18 protein-coding genes are annotated in these 17431 nt (G+C 63.8%); 7 read left to right on the top strand and 11 right to left on the bottom strand.

The window, feature by feature from the left end:
• Nucleotides 1-35: 35 nt before the first annotated feature.
• Nucleotides 36-1262: an MFS transporter gene (locus OXH74_RS22235; protein WP_375738893.1), complete on the bottom strand. Its 1227-nt coding sequence runs from the start codon at nt 1260-1262 to the stop codon at nt 36-38.
• A gap of 108 nt (nt 1263-1370) precedes the next feature.
• On the opposite strand from OXH74_RS22235, the gene OXH74_RS22230 reads away from it, so the two are divergent.
• Nucleotides 1371-2243 carry a LysR family transcriptional regulator gene (locus OXH74_RS22230; protein ID WP_215380094.1) on the top strand — a complete coding sequence of 291 codons (873 nt, stop codon included), beginning with the start codon at nt 1371-1373 and terminating at the stop codon, nt 2241-2243.
• Nucleotides 2244-2245: 2 nt separating this feature from the next.
• Here OXH74_RS22230 and OXH74_RS22225 read toward each other — a convergent pair whose 3' ends face one another.
• Complete coding sequence (locus OXH74_RS22225) at nt 2246-3160, bottom strand: LysR substrate-binding domain-containing protein (protein ID WP_375738892.1); 915 nt, start codon at nt 3158-3160, stop codon at nt 2246-2248.
• A gap of 174 nt (nt 3161-3334) precedes the next feature.
• On the opposite strand from OXH74_RS22225, the gene OXH74_RS22220 reads away from it, so the two are divergent.
• Both OXH74_RS22220 and OXH74_RS22215 read left to right on the top strand, forming a co-directional pair.
• A complete protein-coding gene (locus OXH74_RS22220) occupies nt 3335-4660 on the top strand; it encodes an MFS transporter (RefSeq protein ID WP_375738891.1) in 1326 nt (441 codons plus the stop codon).
• 221 nt (nt 4661-4881) lie between these two features.
• Nucleotides 4882-5202 carry a DUF2025 family protein gene (locus OXH74_RS22215; RefSeq protein ID WP_375738890.1) on the top strand — a complete coding sequence of 107 codons (321 nt, stop codon included), beginning with the start codon at nt 4882-4884 and terminating at the stop codon, nt 5200-5202.
• 140 nt (nt 5203-5342) lie between these two features.
• On the opposite strand, the gene OXH74_RS22210 is transcribed toward OXH74_RS22215, so the two are convergent.
• Nucleotides 5343-6293: a GlxA family transcriptional regulator gene (locus tag OXH74_RS22210; RefSeq protein WP_375738889.1), complete on the bottom strand. Its 951-nt coding sequence runs from the start codon at nt 6291-6293 to the stop codon at nt 5343-5345.
• 118 nt (nt 6294-6411) lie between these two features.
• On the opposite strand from OXH74_RS22210, the gene OXH74_RS22205 reads away from it, so the two are divergent.
• Together OXH74_RS22205 and OXH74_RS22200 are read left to right on the top strand one after the other, a co-directional pair.
• On the top strand, nt 6412-7038 hold the full coding sequence (locus OXH74_RS22205) for a cysteine hydrolase family protein (RefSeq protein ID WP_375738888.1): 627 nt from the start codon (nt 6412-6414) through the stop codon (nt 7036-7038).
• Between the two features lie 172 nt (nt 7039-7210).
• Nucleotides 7211-7345 (top strand): PA1414 family protein, encoded by a 135-nt coding sequence (locus OXH74_RS22200; protein WP_375738887.1) that lies wholly within the window; start codon nt 7211-7213, stop codon nt 7343-7345.
• Between the two features lie 5 nt (nt 7346-7350).
• Here OXH74_RS22200 and OXH74_RS22195 read toward each other — a convergent pair whose 3' ends face one another.
• The 7 genes from OXH74_RS22195 to speB all read right to left on the bottom strand — a co-directional run bounded on the left by OXH74_RS22195 (nt 7351) and on the right by speB (nt 14138).
• Entirely contained in the window at nt 7351-8076 is a 726-nt protein-coding gene (locus OXH74_RS22195; protein WP_375738886.1) for an MBL fold metallo-hydrolase, read from the bottom strand.
• A gap of 292 nt (nt 8077-8368) precedes the next feature.
• The gene (locus OXH74_RS22190) at nt 8369-9754 is read right to left on the bottom strand and encodes a sodium:solute symporter (RefSeq protein ID WP_215380109.1); all 1386 of its coding nucleotides are present in this window, start codon (nt 9752-9754) and stop codon (nt 8369-8371) included.
• A gap of 108 nt (nt 9755-9862) precedes the next feature.
• The gene (locus tag OXH74_RS22185) at nt 9863-10585 is read right to left on the bottom strand and encodes a class II aldolase/adducin family protein (RefSeq protein ID WP_215380111.1); all 723 of its coding nucleotides are present in this window, start codon (nt 10583-10585) and stop codon (nt 9863-9865) included.
• A complete protein-coding gene (locus tag OXH74_RS22180) occupies nt 10585-11316 on the bottom strand; it encodes an amino acid ABC transporter ATP-binding protein (RefSeq protein WP_375738885.1) in 732 nt (243 codons plus the stop codon). The genes OXH74_RS22185 and OXH74_RS22180 overlap by 1 nt, the downstream gene beginning before the upstream one ends.
• Nucleotides 11317-11326: 10 nt before the next feature.
• Nucleotides 11327-12070, bottom strand: coding sequence for an amino acid ABC transporter permease (locus OXH74_RS22175; protein ID WP_215380113.1), 744 nt, complete (start codon nt 12068-12070; stop codon nt 11327-11329).
• A gap of 72 nt (nt 12071-12142) precedes the next feature.
• The gene (locus OXH74_RS22170) at nt 12143-12967 is read right to left on the bottom strand and encodes a transporter substrate-binding domain-containing protein (RefSeq protein WP_375738884.1); all 825 of its coding nucleotides are present in this window, start codon (nt 12965-12967) and stop codon (nt 12143-12145) included.
• A 211-nt stretch (nt 12968-13178) separates the two neighbouring features.
• Entirely contained in the window at nt 13179-14138 is a 960-nt protein-coding gene (gene speB, locus OXH74_RS22165; RefSeq protein ID WP_215380120.1) for an agmatinase, read from the bottom strand.
• A gap of 298 nt (nt 14139-14436) precedes the next feature.
• On the opposite strand from speB, the gene OXH74_RS22160 reads away from it, so the two are divergent.
• On the top strand, nt 14437-15330 hold the full coding sequence (locus OXH74_RS22160; RefSeq protein WP_375738883.1) for a LysR family transcriptional regulator: 894 nt from the start codon (nt 14437-14439) through the stop codon (nt 15328-15330).
• A 49-nt stretch (nt 15331-15379) separates the two neighbouring features.
• On the top strand, nt 15380-15979 hold the full coding sequence (locus OXH74_RS22155; protein WP_375738882.1) for a tRNA-uridine aminocarboxypropyltransferase: 600 nt from the start codon (nt 15380-15382) through the stop codon (nt 15977-15979).
• Nucleotides 15980-16071: 92 nt separating this feature from the next.
• Here the strand turns inward: OXH74_RS22155 and OXH74_RS22150 are convergent, their stop codons facing one another.
• Nucleotides 16072-17424, bottom strand: a complete 1353-nt coding sequence (locus tag OXH74_RS22150) for an HlyD family type I secretion periplasmic adaptor subunit (protein ID WP_375738881.1) — start codon at nt 17422-17424, stop codon at nt 16072-16074.
• Between the last annotated feature and the right edge of the window lie 7 nt (nt 17425-17431).

Genomic DNA, 17431 nt, shown 5'->3' with positions numbered 1-17431 from the left:
TGTGGGGGGCTGGTTCGGAGTCCTTCCGGCATCCCTCACTCCAAGCCCCTCTCCCAGTGGGAGAGGGGAGCATTCCGAGCCACTGATTGGGCAGTTGTTGGGGGGGCGAATGAATTCGTCCCTACAGCATTCGTGGTCCTGCCCAGCATCAATCCTCCCGCCATCAACAATCCCGCTCCCGCCACATAGAGCGCTGGCTGCAAGTCGCCGCTGAGGTGACTGCTCGCGGCCGCCAGCAGTGGGCCGAGCAACTGGCCCAAGGCGAAGCCGGCGGTCAGCAGCCCGACATTGCGTTGATGCCCCTGCGGGTCGAGTTCCCGCGCGTATTGCATCACCAGTTGCATGCCGGCCAGGAAGGGGCCGCCTGTCAACACCACGCCCAGCGCCAATCCGGCCATGCCGGGCAAGGTGCAGGCTAGGGTGCCCAGCGCCTGGAGACAAAGCGCGACCACCAGCCAGCGGCGAGTGCCGCCAGGATTCTGTTGGCGCAAGCTGACCAGCATCACCCCGAGGGTCGCCGCCAGACCGAAGGCCGGCCAGAAGAGGTCGGCCTGCCATTGGCCATGGAAACGCGAGGCGGCCATCTGCGACAGGAAGGTGGCCGGAATGATGTAGCCCAATCCCACCAGGCTGTAAGCTGCCAGCAGTGCATAGAGCACGCGGGGCCGGTTTTGGCGGGGGAGGGGATCGGTATCGCTTACGGGCTGCGGGCGCGGCAGTAACGGCTGGGATACCAGCGCCAGCAGCAGGGCGATGCCACCAAATACCAGCCAGATGGAGTCGGAATGCTGCCCGTGTAGGTTCATGCCCAGGGCCGTGAGGCCGGTAATCATCACGCCGACGCTGGGGCCGGCGAACACCAGGCTACCCAGGCGCGGACGTCCGGCCTGTATCGCCAGTTGCTGACTCAGGCCGGTGATCACCACCAGGACCCAGGCACTGGCGATACCCAGTCCGAAGCGGAGCAGAGTGTGGGGCCAGAAGCCTTCCACCCAGGCCGAGGTCAGGGTCAGACCGACGCACAACCAGAGGCCACCCTCCAGGCGCAGACGGGATTGTTGCGGTGTTCGCGCTTTGAGGGCGTCCAGCGCACCCACGAGATAGCCAAGGTAATTGGCTGCTGCCACCAGCCCCGCGGCGGCAAGGCTGATCTGGCCCTCGGCGATCAGGTGCGGCAGTTGGGGCGTCAGGGCGAAGCGGCCTACGCCCATTGCCACAACCAAGGCCAGGAAGCTGGCGAGGAGTCGAATCAGCGGGGACATGGCGGATCTCCGAAGCTGGTCGTCGGATTTCTATGCTAGGGGCTGGAGGTATTCATTAAAAACGAATAAAAGAGAAATACTTCTTCATAAAATGTGAATGGTCTTTCCATGGAACTGAGCCAGCTTCGTATCTTCCAGGCGGTGGCCGAGGAAGGCTCCATCACCCGCGCGGCGAGCCGGTTGCACCGCGTCCCGTCGAATCTGTCCACGCGCTTGCGCCAATTGGAGGAAAACCTCGGCGTCGAGCTGTTCCTGCGCGAGCGCCAGCGACTGCAACTGTCGCCGGCGGGCAAGGTGCTGTTGGGTTACGCCGAGCGCATGTTCGCCCTGCAGGCAGAAGCCGAAGCTGCCCTGCGCGGCGGTGAGCCAGCCGGGGACTTCGTGATCGGTTCCATGTTCAGTACGGCCGCCATTCATCTGCCGCCTATGCTGGTGAGCTACCACCGCACCTGGCCGGCGGTGAACCTGCAGGTGCAGACCGCACCCAGTGGCGAGCTGTTGGACGGCCTGCTTGGTGGGCGCCTGGATGCCGTGCTCGTCGACGGCCCACTGGAGTTCGCTGAACTGGACGGCTTGCCGATGTTCGAGGAGGAGATGGTGCTGATCACCGAGGCAGCCCACGGCCCGGTGAAGTCCGCCGAGGACGTGGCCGGGCTGGAGGTCTATGCCTTCCGCCAGAGCTGTTCCTATCGTCGCCGTCTGGAGGCCTGGTTCGTCGCATCAAGGGTGCCGATGGCACCACCGATGGAGATCGAGTCCTATCACAGCATGCTGGCCTGCGTGATCGCCGGCGGTGGCATTGCCCTGGTGCCGCGCTCGATGCTGGAAAGCCTGCCAGGGCGCGAGGAAGTACGAGTGCATGAGTTGGCGGCGCCGTTCAACCGCACTACCACCTGGCTGATGTGGCGAAAAGGCATGCTTGGCGCCAACCTGCGAGCCTGGATCGACCTGCAGCAGGGGCGCCTGTCGGGCGGCCAGTAACGTCAGCGGGATTTGCCGACGCGGAGGGCGGCGGCCTCGCGGGTCACCAGGTCGACAAAGGCCAGCGCCAGTGGTGAGCGTTCGCTGCGCTGGCGCACCAGCCATACGGCGGTCGTGGCACCCGGGTCCAGCAGGGTGCGATAGACCACGCCGTCCACCCGTGTACGGCGGAACGACGCCGGCAGCACCGACACGCCGAGTCCCGCCGCCACCAGGCCGATGATGGTCATGGCCTCGCTGGCTTCCTGGGCGATGCTCGGGGAGTAGCCGGCCTCGCGGGCGAGGGCGATGAGCTGGTCGTAGAGGCCGGTGCCGAAGCTGCGGGGGAAGAACACGAAGGGCTCTTCGGCCAGGTCGGCCACCGCGATGCCCTCATCACTGCCGAGGGCCAGTGGGTGGTCGGCACGCAGCACGGCCACCAGCGGCTCGCGGAACAGCTCCACCGCCAGCAGGCTGTCCGGCAGCTCCAGCGGACGGATCACCGCCACTTGCACGTTGCCCTCCAGCATCGCCTTGAGTGACTCGGCGCTACTGCGCTCCTGCAGCTCCAGGTGCACGTCTGGGTAGGCCTGGCGAAAGGCGTGGATGCTGCGCGGGATCGTGGAGGTAAAGGGCGCTGAGGACGTGAAGCCCACTTTCAGCTCGCCGAGTTCGCCGCGATGGGCCCGCCGCGCCACCTGCACCGCTTTGTCCACCTGCGCCATGACCTGGCGTGCCTCGTCGAGGAAGCGCCGGCCGGCTTCGGTCAGTTCCACGCGACGGTTGGTGCGCTCCAGCAGGCGCGCGCCGATTTCCTCTTCCAGCGCCTGGATCTGCTGGCTCAGTGGCGGTTGGGAGATACCCAGTTGCTCAGCGGCGCGACCGAAATGCAGCTCTTCTGCGACAGCGATGAAGTAGCGCAGGTGTCTCAGTTCCATGGGACGGCCCTTTGATATGTTTTGAGTATCAATCGTGTCGAACAATATATTGGAGATAATATAAACCGATCGATATGCTGTCGCTCATAAACCCAACAACGACTTCCCCAGCCCCTGATCCAGGCGGCACGGCATCGTTGTGCCTGCTCGCCGCAAACTAATGAAAGGTGCCCCGTGAGCAAATCCCAGGCAGTACTGCAATCCGAAGACGAACCCGCGAATAGCCCGGCGGCCTCCGAAGTCGCCCCCGAGTTGTCGGACGCCGCCGCCAACGACCCCGAACTCCCCACCTACATCAAGAAAGGCACGCCCCAGTTCCGCCGCACCGCGCTGGCGCTGTTTTCCGGCGGCTTCGCCACTTTCGCCCTGTTGTACTGCATCCAGCCGATGTTGCCGGTGTTGTCCCAGGCCTTCGCCATCACCGCCGTGCAGAGCAGCCTGGCGCTGTCGGTTTCCACCGTGATGCTCGCCCTCGGCCTGCTGGTGACCGGCCCGCTGTCGGATGCGATCGGACGCAAGCCGGTGATGGTGGTCTCGCTGCTCGCCGCGGCCCTGTTCACCCTGGCCAGCGCTGCCATGCCTACTTGGGAAGGCGTGCTGGTGATGCGCGCTTTGGTGGGCCTGTCTCTCAGCGGCCTGGCCGCCGTGGCCATGACCTACCTGAGCGAGGAGATCCATCCGCAGCACCTGGGCCTGTCCATGGGTCTCTATATCAGCGGCAATGCGATCGGTGGCATGAGTGGCCGGCTGATCAGCGGCGTGATGGTCGATTTCGTCTCCTGGCACGCAGCGCTGGCGGTACTCGGTGGTTTGGCTCTGGTGGCGGGCGTGGTGTTCTGGCGGGTGCTGCCGGAGTCGAAGCACTTCCGCCCGTCGCCGTTCAGGCCCGTGACCCTGGTCGACGGCTATCGCGTGAACTTCCGTGACGCCGCGCTGCCCTGGCTGTTCCTCACCGGCTTTCTGCTGATGGGCGCCTTCGTCACCCTGTTCAACTACATCGGCTATCGCCTGCTGGCCGCGCCCTACCAGATGAGCCAGGTGCTGGTGGGGCTGCTCTCGGTGGTCTACCTCGCCGGTATCTACAGCTCGGCCTGGGTCGGCTCGCTGGCGGACAAGTTGGGCCGGCGCAAGGTCCTCTGGGCTGCGATCCTACTGATGCTCGGCGGACTGCTGCTGACCTTGTTCCAGCCGCTGTGGCTGATCCTGATCGGCATGGTGGTCTTCACCTTCGGTTTCTTCGGCGCCCACTCGGTGGCCAGCAGCTGGATCGGCCGTCGTGCCCAGCGCGCCAAGGGCCTGGCCTCTTCGCTATACGTATTCAGCTACTACGTCGGTTCCAGCCTGGCCGGCACGCTGGGCGGTCTGTTCTGGGTGCACTACGGCTGGGAAGGCATCGGCCTGTTCATCGGCGGTCTGCTGGTGATCGCGGTGGCCGTGGCCCTGTACCTGGCCCGTCTGCCGGCACTGCCTGGCAACGCCATCGTCCAGCCGGCGCACTGAGGATCGAGGCGGCTCGCCGGCGTTCTCGCTGGCGGGCGACCGGACCGATGGCTCGGGCGGTGCGGCCCAGGGACCCGGGGTGCGACAGCGAGTCCTGTGCGAGGCACTCCCCGTCGAGTGACCGGACTGGCAGAATGAACCTCCAGCCCGCCGGTCAGAGTGGGCGCATTCCTGCCTTCATGCGTGCGAAACCCGTTCCGGCTCGACCAAAGGGAGTACACATGGGCATCACATCCGTCGATATCTGCAACGCCGCCGACGCGCTCAAGGGGTTCGTCGGCTTCAACCGCAAGCTGGATAAGTACATCGTGCGCTTCAGCGAGGACTCGTTCGGCATGGACGTGCCCGACGACAGCATCAGACCGACCTGCGAATTCGTTTGGGCAGAGAAATCCGGCCAGGTAATGAGCCTGAGCCGCGAGTGCCTGCGGATACTGGCGGAGCAGAACGTCAACGACCGCCTCAACCTGGGCGATGTACTGCAGGTCTATCTGCGGCGCACCGACCTGCCCGAGATAGTCGCCGAGCGTCGACGGCTCTGAGCGACCCCTATTCCCGGTTGACGCCTTCATCCGCTCCCTGCGCTGGCCGGCCTCCACGCTTCGCCGCAAGACAGCCAGCGCAGCGCCGCCTCATCCATCGATGCAGTCGCCTCCGCTTAGCCCGGTGCGCAATTGGCGGTTCAGTTGCCCTTGAAAGTCTGCCGCCAGGCGCTGGGGGAGACGCCGAAAGCGCGGCCGTAGTGGTGGCGCAGAGAGGCGGGGGAACCGAAGCCGGCCAGGCTGGCGATCCGCTCGACCGGCTGGTCGGTGGTTTCCAGCAGCCGCTGGCACAGGCCTAGGCGCTCGGCTAGTAGCCAGTCGCCGACGGGGCTGCCGGTGAGCTGGCGGAAGTGACGGGTGAAGGTGCGCCGGCTCATCAGGGCGCGCTGGGCCAGGCTGTCGAGGCTGTGTTCCTCGTCGAGGTGGGCGCGCACCCAATCCAACAGTGCGCTCAGGCGGTCGTCGCGGGCGCGCAGAGGCAGCGGCTGCTCGATGAACTGTGCCTGCCCGCCCTGTCGATGGGGCGGTACCACCAGCCTGCGGGCAACGCTGTTGGCGACCTCCGCGCCGCAATCCTGGCGCAGCAGGTGCAGGCAGCAGTCCAGGCCGGCGGCGGTGCCGGCCGAGGTCAGCAGGTTGCCGTCTTCCAGGTAGAGCACGTCCGGGTTCACCTCCACTCGCGGGTAGCGCTGGGCGAAGTCCCGCGCCCAGGCCCAGTGGGTTGTGGCGCGGCGACCGTCCAGCAGGCCGGCTTCGGCGAGAACGTAGGCGCCCAGACACAAGCCCACCAGCCGGGCCCCGCGCTGGTGGGCGGCGACTAATGCCGCCAGCAGTGCCGCAGGCGGTCGCTCGGCCGGGTCGCGCCAGCTCGGCACGATCAGCGTATTGGCTTCGGCCAGATCGGCGAGGCCGTGACTGACGGCGATGTCGAAGCCGGCGGTGGTGCGCAGCGGTCGATCTTCGCCGGCGCAGACGCGCAGGTCGTAGTTGGGCACGCCGGGGTGGCGATCTCCGAACACCACGCAGGGCACGGAGAGGTGGAAGGGGCTGATGCGGTCGAAGGCGACCACGGCAACGACAGGGGCGGGCATGGAGGACTCTGGATAGGGTTGGCCCGATCTTAGCGCAGTTTGGCATTCGGGCCACTCACGGCCCTTGGTCGCACTGGCGAAGAATTCGTTTCACCTTCACTCACCCAGGAGTCCCGCCATGCCCCAGTCCCCCAAGCGCGCGCTGATCGTCATCGACGTGCAGAACGAGTACGTCACCGGCAACCTGCGCATCGAGTACCCGGACGTTCAGCTGTCGCTGGCCAACATCGGCAGGGCGATGGATGCCGCCCAGGCGGCCGGTATCCCCGTGGTGCTGGTGCAGCACCTGACGCCGGAGGGCGCGCCGATCTTCGCCAGGGGCAGCCAGCAGGCGGAATTGCACCCGGACGTCGCGCGGCGCCCGCACGACCTGCTGGTGGAGAAGAGCCTGGCCAGTGCGCTTGCCGGCACCGGCCTCGGCCAGTGGCTGCGCGAGCGGGACATCGATACCCTCACGGTGGTCGGATACATGACCCACAATTGCGACGATTCCACCGTGCGCCAGGCGCGACACGAGGGCTGGAACGTCGAGCTGCTGCACGACGCCAGCGGCTCGGTGCCCTATGCCAATGCGCTGGGCTCGGCGACGGCGGAGGAGATCCACAAGGTCTTTACCCTGGTAATGCACACCGGATTCGCAGCGGTGGTCAGCACGGAGGAATGGCTGAACGCGATCCTGACCGGTGAATTGCTGCAGCCGGACAACATCTACCTGTCCAACCAGCGGGCGTTGAAGGGGCGGTAGGGAGAGGCTGAGCCTAGGAAGTTTCCCGGCGACCGTTCAGCAGTTTGATGTAGGTCACTGGGGAATTTTCATGCAGGCGTATTTTTGATTCTGTTGGGAGCTACTAAGCTCCAATCTAGGTGGCTCAAGAAGCAAGGCCACCCGACCAACTTCCCAGGCAAGGGGGTGAAGCATGAAGAAGCGGCTGAATGCGTGGATGTGGCAACTGGGTGTCGCGCTGGGCCTGATTGAAGCTCCGCGCCTGCAATCTATCCCTGTTCGAAGTGAAGAGCAGCGTCGTTTGGCCGAGCAGCGCCGCCGCCTCTGAACAACCTAGTCGTGGGCCTTGAACCAGTCGTCGATCAGCTCACGCATTCGCTCACCAGAAAAGCTCGGAAAATGGCCGCCGTGCACGGTGCGCACTGGAAGGACGCGCAGCCGTGCAAGGCTTTTCGCGTAATCCTCAAGGTTCGAATGGTAGGTATTTTCCACCAACGGACCGTCATAAATGATATCGCCGCTGAACAGCGTGCCTGTCGTCGCTTCCCAGAGGCTGATACCGCCCGGTGAGTGACCAGGGGTGTGCAGCACTTCCAGCGCCCGATCTCCCAGATCCAGCACATCGCCTTCGTCAATCAACCGCGTGGCCGGTGCCGCCTTTACGCGGTATTCCGCGTAGCACAGAGGGCAGTCCGGATGCGCCTCGAACATGTCATCGGTGACGAAATCGCTAGCTAGCGTATTGTCGCCGGTGGGGCTGGCGAGGATGTCAGCTTCTGCCGGATGCACCAGGCGTTCGGGGAATTCGTGGTGGCCGGCGATATGGTCGAAATGGGTGTGGCTAGCCACGGCCAGCAACGGCCGCTGAGTCAGCCAGGGTAGTTGCTCGCGCAGGCTGACCAGGCCCGAACCTGAATCGATCAGCACATCCTTGTCACGACCTTGGACGTGCCACAGGTTGCAGCGGTAAAAAGGCCGCACATAGGGCTCGCTGATCAGGCTGATGCGGTCGTAGCAGTGTGCGACTTCGAACCAGCGGTCGCGGCTAACGATTTTCATGGAGACGCTCCAGGGTTGTCCTTGTTGCATACGGCCGGTGGGAATGAGTTCATTCGCGTAGCGCCGCGTAGCAGCTGCCTTTCTTGGCTGGTCACCGGGCAGGCCTTCGAGCTGTATCAGCGAGCGAGTTCGCTCCCACAAATACCAATGAAAGCGTGTTTTGTAATCAGCTTAGGGCGAGGGCAGCACTTTTACCTACCAAAGGGCCGGCCCAGAAAAACGAATTCCGGGCAGCGTTGCTGGCCCGGAATTCAAGGGGCCGCCACTGGCGGGGCGGCCGTTCACGCATGTCTCAGGCCAGACTGCCGGCCGCGACGGGGCGGCGGGACAGCAGGCTGATGACCACGAAGCTCACCGCGCCCACGGCCAGGCTGTAGTAGATCGGAGTGTTGGCATCGAGGCCGTCGGTGAACATGAAGATGCCCGCGGTCAGGCTGCCCAGAACCATGCTGGCGATGGCGCCGAAGGTGCTGGCGCGCTTCCAGTAGATGGCGCCCAGCAACGGGATCAGCATGCCGCCGACCAGCAGGTTGTAGGCCAGGGTCAGGGCGCTGATCACGTCGCTGACAACCAGAGCGATGCCTAGTACGGCCAAACCCAACAGCAGGGTGAAGATGCGGTTCTCGTGAGCGCTGCCTTCATCGCCGTTACGGCCGGTGAACAACGGCCAAAGGTCCTGTGCAGCGGTGGTGGAGGCGGCCAGCAGGCCGGCGCTGGCGGTGGACATCAGGGCAGCCAGTGCAGCGGCGATGACCAAGCCACGGATACCATCCGGCAGGCTCAGGTTGACGATGCTGGCGAAGGCGTTGTTGACATTGTCCAGTTCCGGCAGCAGCACCTTGGCGGCCATGCCGATGGCCGCAGCGGCCAGGCCGTAGAGTACGCAGTAGACGCCAGCCGCGGTACCGGCGACTTTGGCGACGCCTTCGGTACGCGCGGTGAATACGCGCTGCCAGATGTCCTGTCCGATGAAGATGCCGAAAAAGTAGATCAGGAAGTAGGTGATGATGGTGTCCCAGCCGATCGCGGTCAGCGAGAAATAACTTTCCGGAAGCTTGGCCACCAGGCCGTCCCAGCCGCCGGCGTCACTGATGGACATCGGCATCAGGATGAACACCAGGCCGACGGTCATGATCAGGAACTGCACGATGTCGGTCAGGGTCAGCGACCACATGCCGCCGATGGTGGAGTAGGCGACCACGATGCCGCCGCCAATCAGGATGGCGATCCAGAACTGCATGCCGAACAGCACTTGCATGACGGTGCCGATGGCGATGGTGGAGGTGGCACCGATCATCAGCGCGTACACCAGCATGATCGCGGCGCTGGCGTGGCGCGCAGTCGGGTTGTAGCGACGCTCCAGTACCTGGGTGACGGTGTAGATCTTCAGCTTCAGCAGCGGTTTGGCGAGGAACAGGCTGATACCGATGATACCCAGGCCCAGCGCGGCGCAGAGCCAGAAACCGGAAATGCCATGGACGTAGCCCAGACGCACGGTGCCGATGGTGGAAGCGCCACCGAGCACGGTGGCAGCCATGGTGCCGAGGTAGAAGCCCGGGCCGAGGTTGCGCCCGGCTACCAGGTAGTCTTCACGGGTCTTGGCGCGGCGCATGCCGTACCAGCCGAGTGCGAGCATGGCAGCTACGTATAGGAGTACTACAAATATATCCAAAGCCATTACGGGTCTCTCTTTCTATTGTTGTTGTCGCAGGTTGTCAGGCCGCGACGGTGTTGCAAGGCGCGCAACGCATCACACTGCGCCATGGGTAATCGGTTGTAGCGGGGCTCATTCCTTGTAGTCGGGGCACTCGCGGTCGAGCTTGCGCAGCCAGGCTTCCCAGACCAGTTGGCGCTGCCATTCGGCACTCTGGAACTGCTCGCAGGCATGCACGCTGAGTTCACTCGGCATCTCGCGGATGCCGCGCAGCGTGGACGCGGCGATTTGTATCTCGCAGGCCTTGTTCAGGTAGTACATGACGTAGAAGGCATCCGCGACGCTGGCGCCGACGCTTAGCAGACCGTGGTGGCGCAGCATGAGGGCGATGTTGTCACCGAGCGAGGCGATCAGGCGCTCGCGCTCGCCCAGGTCCAGGGCAATGCCTTCGTAAGTGTGGTAGCCCACGCGCTGGTGGAACTCGGCGCTGATCTGGTTGAGCTGGGCCAGACCGTTGTCCGCCGCGGCCACCGCCATGCCCGCCAGGGTATGGGTGTGGATCACGCAGTGGGCATCAGCACGGGCCATGTGCACGGCGCTGTGGATGGTGAAGCCGGCCACGTTGTAGTCCGCGTTGCCTTCCACGACGCGGCCGTGCATGTCGACCACGATCAGGTCGCTGGCGCGGATTTCCTCGAACATCAGCCCGAACGGATTGATCAGGAAGCGCGGCTCGACGCCCGGCAGACGCACTGAGAAGTGCGTGTAGAGGGTGTCGTCCCAGCCGAACAGGGCAGCCAGGCGATAGGCCGCTGCCAGGTCACGACGCAGGATGGCTTCGTTCTGCGTACTCATCAGTGACGGATCTGCGACAGGAACGCACGGGTGCGCGGGTGCTGGGGGTTGTCGAAGAACTCCGCCGGCGTGGCGGTTTCGACGATCTGCCCGGCGTCCATGAACACGACGCGGTCCGCCACCTTACGGGCGAAGCCCATCTCATGGGTCACGCAGAGCATGGTCATGCCATCCAGGGCCAATTCGGTCATCACTTCCAGCACTTCTCCGACCATTTCCGGGTCCAGCGCCGAGGTGGGCTCGTCGAACAGCATCACCTTGGGGTTCATGCACAGGGCGCGGGCGATGGCCACGCGTTGTTGCTGGCCGCCGGAGAGCTGGCCGGGCTTTTTGTGCGCCTGGGAGCCGATGTGTACGCGGTTGAGGTAACGCAGGGCCAGTTCTTCGGACTCCTTGCGCGACAGGCCACGGACCTTCATCGGCGCCAGCGTGCAGTTCTCCATCACGGTCAGGTGCGGGAAGAGGTTGAAGTTCTGGAACACCATGCCAACCTCGCGGCGCACGTGTTCGCTGCCGGCGCGGGTGGCGATGTCCTGGTCTTCCACCGTGATGGTGCCCGTGTCATGCGGATTGAGCCGGTTGATGCAGCGGATCAGCGTGGATTTTCCGGAGCCCGAGGGACCGCAGATGACGATTTTCTCGCCCTGACGCACTGAGAGGTTGATGCCTTGCAGCACCTGGAAGTCCTCATAGCGCTTGCCGACGTTTTGCAGACGGATGATTTCATTCATGGCGGGCTCCTCAGATACGGCGCATGCGGGCCAGGGTGCGTTGCACCAGGCCGACGGACTTGCTGCTGGTGCTGCCATGGCTGTCCCAGGCAAGGCGACGCTCCAGGCCACCCTGCAGCCAGGTCAGGGTGTAAACCATCACCAGGTAGTACACGAGCGCAACGGCGTAGTACTCGGAGAACTGGAAGGTGGTGGAGACCGTTTGCGAGGTCACGGCCATCAGTTCCTGCAGGGAAATCACCGAGGCCAGTGAGGTGATCTTCAATAAGGTGATGAATTCGTTTGCGGTCGGTGGCACGGCGATACGCGCGGCCTGCGGCATGACGACGTAGCGGAAGATGTGCCAGCGCGACAGGCCCAGCGCATGGCCGGCGGCGTACTGGCCCTTGTCCACGGATTTCAGCGCAGCGCGGTTGATCTCCACCTGGTAGGCGGCTTCGTTGAGGCTCAGGGCGATCCAGGCGGCGAAGAACGGGGTGAACCACTCTTCACGGAAAATCGGGAAGAACTGCGGCAGGGCGTTCCATACGAACAGCAATTGCAGCAGGGTAGGGGCGCCGCGGAAGACGCTGAGCACGGCGCGCAGGCTGGAGCGCCAGACGTTGGTCGGACCATCCAGCGCCAGGGCAGCGGGGATGGACAGCAGGATGCCCACCGAATGCGAGACCAGGGCCAGCAGCAGGGTAATGCAGGCGCCGCGGAAAAAGTGCCAGGACGTCATGGCGTCCCAGAAGACAGCTACATCGAAGTTCATGTATGTGTCCTGCGTTGATGGAAGCGAGCTTGGCGCTCCCCCTCCCATGTGTGGGAGAGGGAGCGTTCGGCATTACTGTGCGGCGGTTTCCAGGTTCACTGGATCGAGCTTCCATTTCTCGGCGATGGCCTTGAGGGTGCCATCGGCCTTCAACGCAGATACGGCGTCCTGCACGGCCTGCTTGTCTTGCGGATTGGGGCGCATGTAGGCGCCGAAGATGTCTTTCTCGGGGAAACTGTAGAGGGTCTTGAACTGCCCCGGGTTCTGCAGTTCGCGGTAGGCCACTTCGGTGTCCTGGGACAGGCCGGCGGCGGCGCGGCCGACCAGCACCTGTTGTGCCACGTCGCTGCCTTTCGGGTAGGTCTGCAGTACGGCCGGGGTCTTGCCGGCGGCTTTCAGATCCTCGTTGAGCTTTTCCATGATGGCCACGTAGCGGGTGCCGGACTGCACAGCCACCACTTTGCCGGAGAGGTCTTCCAGGCTGTTCAGCTTGAGGTCGCCCTTGCCGCTACCGAACACGACAGTGGCGCTGGAGAGATAGGCCACGGCATTCAGCTTCTGGATGCGCTCAGGGGTGATCAGGGTGCCGCTGATCACCGCGTCGCAACGCTTGGCATCCAGGCCCGGCAGCAGCCCGGTGAATTCGGTGACGATAAAGCGCGGCTTCACGCCCCAGTGCTTGGCCAGGGCGCGGATCAGGTCGGCGTCGAAGCCGCTGGGCTCGCGGTCGCCAGCCTTCTCGAAGAATTCCAGTGGCGGGAAGGTCGGGTCGGAGCAGACCTGGAAGCTTCCTGAGCTGACAAAGGACGGCTTGGCTTCGGCAGCTAGCAGGGAACTGGCGGCGGTAGCGGTGAGCATCCCAACGAGGGCAACCAGTTTCAGTGGACGAATGTTCATCAGTAACTCCTTACAAGGCGTGTTGCATGGTTTTTGTTGGCAGTCGCAGTAGGTGGAGCCGTTTGTTGTTATGCAGCCTCAGGTGAGCCCTGAGCGGGTGTTTCAGATGCCTTTTTCCGAGAAGAGTGTCAGCAGAGCCAGGTAGAGCAGGGTGGCCACCCAGGTTTGGTGGCCTCCGGTACTTACTGCTTTACGTTGCTCATTGCGGCACTCAACGACGGACTACGCCCGGCAGGATGCAGAGCATCTCGTACAGCAGATTGGCGCCCAGCAGGGAGGTGTTGCCGGTGGTGTCGTAGGGCGGGGAAACCTCGACCAGGTCGCAGCCGATGATGTCCAGGCCCTGGCAGCCCCGGATGATTTCCATCGCCTGGATGGTGGTCAGGCCACCGATTTCCGGGGTGCCGGTGCCGGGCGCCCAGGCCGGGTCGATGCCGTCGATGTCGAAGGACAGGTAGACCGGGCCGCCGCCGACTTTCTCGCGGACTTCCGCCATCAGGGGTTCCAGCGACTTGTGCCAGCACTCTTCGGCCTGGACCACGCGGAAGCCCTGCTTGCGGCTCCAGTTGAAGTCTTCAGCGGTGTAGCCCTGGGCGCGCAGGCCGATCTGCACAACGCGGTCGCAATCGAGCAGACCTTCTTCCACTGCGCGGCGGAAGGTGGTGCCGTGGGCGATTTTCTCGCCGAACATGTGGTCGTTGACGTCGGCATGGGCATCGATGTGCACCAGGCCTACCTTGCCGTGCTTCTTATGGATCGAGCGCAGGATCGGCAATGTAATGGTGTGGTCGCCGCCGAGGGTCAGCGGCAGGATGCCGTGATCGAGGATACGGTCGTATTCCTGCTCGATGATACGCACGGCGTCCAGCAGGTTGAAGGTGTTGATGGCTACGTCGCCGATATCGGCCACGTTCAGCGAATCGAAGGGTGCGGCGCCGGTGGCCATGTTGTACGGGCGGATCATCACCGATTCGGCGCGGATTTCACGCGGGCCGAAGCGGGTGCCGGAGCGCAGCGAGGTGCCGATGTCCAGCGGTACGCCGACGAAGGCGGCATCCAGGGCGGCGAGTTCGGCAGGGTCTTGGACGTGCGGCAGGCGAAGCATGGTAGCGATACCACCAAAACGGGGCATCTCATTGCCGCCCAGGGGCTGGTGAAGTTTCTTGTCCACGGGAGGCCTCACGGTTGTTGTGGTTGTAGGTAGTGGGCGGATTCTGGTGACGAGGCCGGACCAGAAGAATCGCTGGCTGCAAATAATTACTTCAAGGATTTCTAAACTATCGGCAGTGGGTAAACTGCGTTGCCCCAAGCAGCCTTGTGGGTGCGAATCTGTGGGGCGAATTCATTCGCTGAGCAGGTTGCAGGCCTGCCCTCACGTTCCATGGGGCCGCTGCGCGTCCCTTTGCGAATGAATTCGCACCCACAGGAAACCCATCCCTGGTCACCGTTCAACCCTTGTTGGAGCCCCCATGTCCACTGCCATGCCTGACCTGAAACTGCTGCGGATCTTTGCCAGCGTGGTGCGCCACCAGGGTTTTGCCGCTGCCCAGCAGGAGCTGAACCTCTCCACTTCAGCCATCAGCACCTACATGAGCCAGCTGGAGGCGCAGGTGGGTCTGACGCTGTGCCATCGGGGGCGTGCCGGGTTTCGCCTGACCAGCAAGGGCGAGCTGTATTACCAGGAAACGTTGCGTCTGTTGGGGGAACTGGAAAGCTTCGAGCGCTACTCGGCGTCGCTCAAGGGCGAGCTGCGCGGCACGCTCAACCTCGGGGTGCTCGACTCCACCGTCAGCGATCCGGCCCTGCCGTTGGCCGAGGTGATCGGTGCCTACAGCCAGGAACACGCAGCGGTACACCTGCATTTGTCGGTGATGAGCCCCTACGACCTGCAGTTGGGCGTACTCGACAACCGCCTGGACCTGGCCATTGGCGCCTTCTCCACGCGCATGAACGGCCTGGTTTACCAGCCGCTCTACCGCGAGCAGCACTGGCTTTACTGCTCCGAGCGTCACCCGCTGTTCAACGAGCGGCGCATTCCCGCTGAACTGATCACCCAGCAACGCATGGTAGGGCGCGGTTACTGGAGTCAGGCGGAATTGGCGCGTCACGGCTTCAAGCACAGCGCGGCGACGGTGGAAAGTATGGAAGCGCAGCTGATCCTGGTGCTGTCCGGGGCCTACATCGGCTACTTGCCGGAGCACTACGCCCAGGCCTGGGTGGAGCAAAAGCGCCTACGCGTGTTGCTGCCGGCGACCTTTGGTTATCAGGCGCCGTTTTCCATGATCCTGCGGCGCGGGCGGGCGAAGGAGCCGCTGATCCTGACCTTCCGTGACCTGCTTCGGGCGCAGTTGAACTTGCGTTGAGCGATGCCGATGCCGCTGTGGCACACTGCACGGCCGAGGAGAATTGGCCATGCCCCGTCCGCAATGCCCGCGCTGCCTGCGCCCCGAAACCCACTGTCTGTGCCCGTTGATTCCCTGTCTGAGTAGCCGGACGCGTGTGCTTGTGCTGCAGCACCCCAGTGAGGTCGGTCATGCACTGAACACCGCGCGTCTGGCGACCATGGGTCTGGAAAATGCCGAGTTGCGGGTAGGCGAAGTGTTCGAGGACCTGCACGGCGTCCTATCTGACCCGAAATACCGCGCGTGCCTGCTGTTTCCCGGCGAAGACGCTTCGCCGTTGGCTGAGGTTTCCAGTGATCTGCGGCCGATGCTGCTAATTGTGCCGGATGGCACCTGGCGCAAGGCGCGAAAGCTGCTGCACCTGAACCCGACGCTGGCGGACTTGCCGCGGGTCACCCTGCCATCGAATTTGCAATCGCGCTATCGCCTGCGCAAGGCGCCCATGGCAGGTGCCCTTTCAACCATCGAGGCCATTGCCACTGCGCTGGACATTCTCGAAGCGCCGGCCCGCTTCGATGCATTGCTGCGGCCCTTCGAGGCTTTGATCGAAGGGCAGATCGTTGCGATGGGGGAGGAGACGTTCCAGCGCAATCATGCCGGTGGGGAGTAAGGGCTGGAGGGGCAAGGCGTTGGTCTGCTTTGCGAATGAATTCGCACCCAAGATCAGGGCAGGACAGAGGTTTTGTCATGCGAATACTCTCCCTAGCGCTCCCGCATCGCCTCTTGCCTGGCCTTGAGCACGGGTTTGAGCAGGTAATCCAGCACGGTCTTCTCGCCGGTGATGATATCTACCGTGGCGATCATGCCGGGGATGATCAGCAGGGGATGGTCATCCTTGCCCAGATGGCTCTTTTCGGTCCGCACCTGGATCAGGTAGTAGCTCTTGCCCTCTTCATCGGTGATGGTGTCGGCACCGATCAGCTCCAGGTTGGCTTTCATCCCCCCATAGATGGTGTAGTCGTAGGCGCTGAACTTGACCATGGCTTTCTGGCCCGGATGAAGGAAGGCCACGTCCTGCGGGCGAATGCGCGCCTCGATCAGCAGACTGTCCTCCAACGGCACCACTTCCACCAGGTCGCTCCCGGGCTGGACGACGCCGCCTATGGTGTTGACCTTGAGCTGCTTGATGATTCCGTGAACCGGCGAGACGACGGTCGTGCGGCTCACCCGGTCATCGATCGCTTTGCTGGTGGAGGTGATCTTCGACAGTTCGGTGCGTACCTCGTTGAGTTCCTTGAAGGCGTCGGAGCGGAACGACAGGCGACTTTCCTCCATTTTTCGCTCGATCTCCGCCACGGCTGATTCCGCCCGGGGGATTGCCAGGGTAGTGGCATTGAGCTCGCCGCGGGTTTCCACGGCACTGCGTTGCAGGCGCAGGATTTCCACCTGGGAGATGGCGCCAGACTTCACCAGCGGCTGCGACATGTTCAGTTCTTGCTGGATCAGGCCCAGGCTGGAGCGATATTGCTGCGCCTTGGAGCGGAACTCCGCAAGCTCCTGGGTCTTTTGCCGCAGCTGTTCGCTGAGAATGCGTTGTTCGCTCTCCAGCCGTTGCATGCGGGCGCTGTACAGGGACAATTCGTCTGCTGCCAGCTGTGGCGCGTACTTGGTGATTTCCTCGGGAAGGGCAATGGGCCGGTCCTCCGCTTCGGCCGAGAGCCGCTCGACGCGTGCTAGCAGGGCGAGACGGTCGGCCTCTGTTTCACCCTTGTTGGAGAGGAACCGTGTGTCATCCAGGCGCAGCAATACGGCCCCCTTGTCCACTACTTGGCCTTCGCGGACGAGGATTTCCGAAACGATGCCGCCCTCCAGGTTCTGGATCACTTGGACCTTGCTGGACGGTATCGCCTTGCCTTCGCCGGTGGTGACTTCTTCCAGGACCGCGAAGCGGGCCCAGATCAGGGCTATCAGTAGCAGGCTGCAGGCGGTCCAGACGGTCATCCGGGCGGTTCGCGGGGTGTCCTCCAGCAGCGCGCCTGTCACTTCGGGCATGAACTCGGTATCTGGCGACCCGCGTTTGCCGAAGTAGCCGAGCGATGCGCTGGTGCGATCCATCAGGCGT

Origin of the sequence: Metapseudomonas boanensis, assembly GCF_042232855.1 — a bacterium.
GTDB classification, from domain to species: Bacteria; Pseudomonadota; Gammaproteobacteria; order Pseudomonadales; family Pseudomonadaceae; genus Metapseudomonas; species Metapseudomonas boanensis.
This window is presented reverse-complemented; position numbering and strand designations above follow the sequence as displayed.